General features: G+C 72.0%; 1 protein-coding gene. It reads left to right on the top strand.

All coding sequences use genetic code 11. From position 1 onward, the window contains the following. Positions 1 to 2,262, top strand: a 2,262-nt coding sequence (locus tag J0670_RS36195) for a beta-ketoacyl synthase N-terminal-like domain-containing protein (RefSeq protein ID WP_207816964.1), incomplete at both ends; no start/stop codon positions are given.

Below are 2,262 nucleotides of genomic sequence, written 5' to 3'. Positions count from 1 at the left end.
GGGCGTCTGGGGCAATCCGGGCCAGGCCAACTACGCGGCCGGCAACACCTTCCTGGACGCCCTGGCCGCGTACCGCCGCCGGTCCGGGCTGCCCGCGACGTCCCTGGTGTGGGGGCCGTGGGAACACGGCATGACCGCGAAGCTGGACCGGGCCGACTGGCAGCGCATGTCCCGCCAGGGCCTGAGGCCGCTGCCCGGACCCGACGGCCTCTCGATGCTGGACGCTGCCGTCCACGCTGCCGCCCCCCTGGTGGTGACGGCCAAGCTGGACCTCGCCGCCCTGCGGCGTTCCGGAGAGGTCCCGCCGCTGCTGTCCGGCCTGGTCCGCGCCGGGCAGTCAGGCTCGCCCACCCGACGCACGGCAGGCGTTCCGACGGCCGACGGCCGCAACGCGCTGGGCACCCGGCTCCTGGGACTCGGCCCCGCCGAGCGGACGGAGACCGTCCTCGACCTGGTCGCGGCTCAGGCCGCTCTGGTGCTCGGCATGACCGGACCCGAGGGCATCGAGGCGGGCCGGGCGTTCCGCGACACCGGCTTCGACTCGCTCACCTCCGTCGAACTGCGCAACCGGCTGAACGCGGTGACGGGCCTCCGGCTGCCCGCCACCGCCGTCTTCGACTACCCGACGCCGGCCGCCCTGGCCGGATTCGTGCTCGGAGAGCTGATCGGCGAGGCCGAGGCGGCACCGGCGCAGACCGCGTTCCCGCTGACGGCGGGTGGCGTCGCCGCTGACGAGGACCGCGTGGTCATCGTCGGCATGGGGTGCCGGTTCCCGGGCGGGGTGTCGTCGCCGGAGGACTTCTGGGAGCTGGTGGCGGCGCGTAGGGACGCGGTCGGACCCTTCCCGACGGACCGCGGCTGGCCCGAGGACGTCCACGACCCGGATCCTGAGGCCGTCGGCAAGAGCCTGTCCGACGAGGGTGGATTCCTGTACGACGCGGGGGAGTTCGACGCGGGCTTCTTCGGGATCAGTCCGCGTGAGGCCGTGGCGATGGATCCGCAGCAGCGCCTGCTGTTGGAGACGTCGTGGGAGGCGTTGGAGGGCGCGGGGATCGATCCGACGGGGCTGCGGGGCAGTGCGACGGGTGTGTTCGCGGGGTTGATCTACCACGACTACCTGCCGTTCGGCGCGGTGTCCGAGAACGTCGAGGGCTACGTCGGCACCGGCGGATCGGGCGGTGTGGCGTCCGGTCGGGTGGCGTATGCGCTGGGGCTGGAGGGTCCGGCGGTGACGGTGGACACGGCGTGTTCGTCGTCGCTGGTGGCGCTGCACCTGGCGTGTCAGTCGCTGCGTTCGGGTGAGAGCTCGCTGGCGCTGGCCGGCGGCGTGAACGTGATGTCGACGCCCGGGACGTTCATCGACTTCACCAAGCAGGGTGGTCTGGCGGCGGATGGTCGCTGCAAGGCGTATGCGGAGTCCGCGGACGGGACGGGCTGGGGCGAGGGCGTCGGCGTCCTGGTCCTGGAGCGGCTTTCGGACGCTCGGCGGCTCGGGCACAAGGTGCTCGCGGTGGTCGCGGGGACCGCGGTCAACCAGGACGGTGCGTCGAACGGTCTGACGGCGCCGAACGGTCCCTCGCAGCAGCGGGTGATCCGGTCGGCTCTGGCCAGTGCCGGGGTGGGTGCGGACGGCGTCGATGTGGTCGAGGGCCACGGGACGGGAACGCGTTTGGGCGATCCGATCGAGGCGCAGGCGCTGTTGGCGACGTATGGCCAGGGGCGTCCGGTCGATCGGCCGCTGTTGCTGGGGTCGGTGAAGTCGAACATCGGGCATGCGCAGGCTGCTGCCGGTGTCGCGGGTGTCATCAAGATGGTGACCGCGATGCAGCGCGGTGTCGTTCCCGCGACGCTGCATGTGGATGCGCCGTCCTCGCATGTGGACTGGGAGACGGGTGCCGTCCGTCTGGTGACCGAGGCGCAGCCGTGGCCGGAGACGGGTGAGCGTCCGCGGCGTGCGGGTGTGTCGTCGTTCGGGTTCTCCGGCACGAATGCGCACGTGATCATCGAGCAGGCTCCTGTCGAGGAGGCTGCCGCGCCTCGTGCGGACGGTGGCAGGGTTCTGCCTGTTGTTCCGTGGGTGGTGTCGGGGCGTTCGGTGGCGGGTCTTGCGGGTCAGGCTGAGCGGCTGGCGGCTTTCGTGGAGCAGAGCCAGGATGTGGATCTTGCCGGTGTCGGCTGGTCGTTGGCTGTGTCGCGTGCGGCGTTGGAGCAGCGGGCGGTGGTGCTCGGTGCTGATGCTGGCGAACTCGCGGCTGGTCTTGG

Source organism: Streptomyces sp. FH025, assembly GCF_017427025.1.
In the GTDB taxonomy this organism is placed as follows: Bacteria; Actinomycetota; Actinomycetes; order Streptomycetales; family Streptomycetaceae; genus Kitasatospora.
This window is presented reverse-complemented; position numbering and strand designations above follow the sequence as displayed.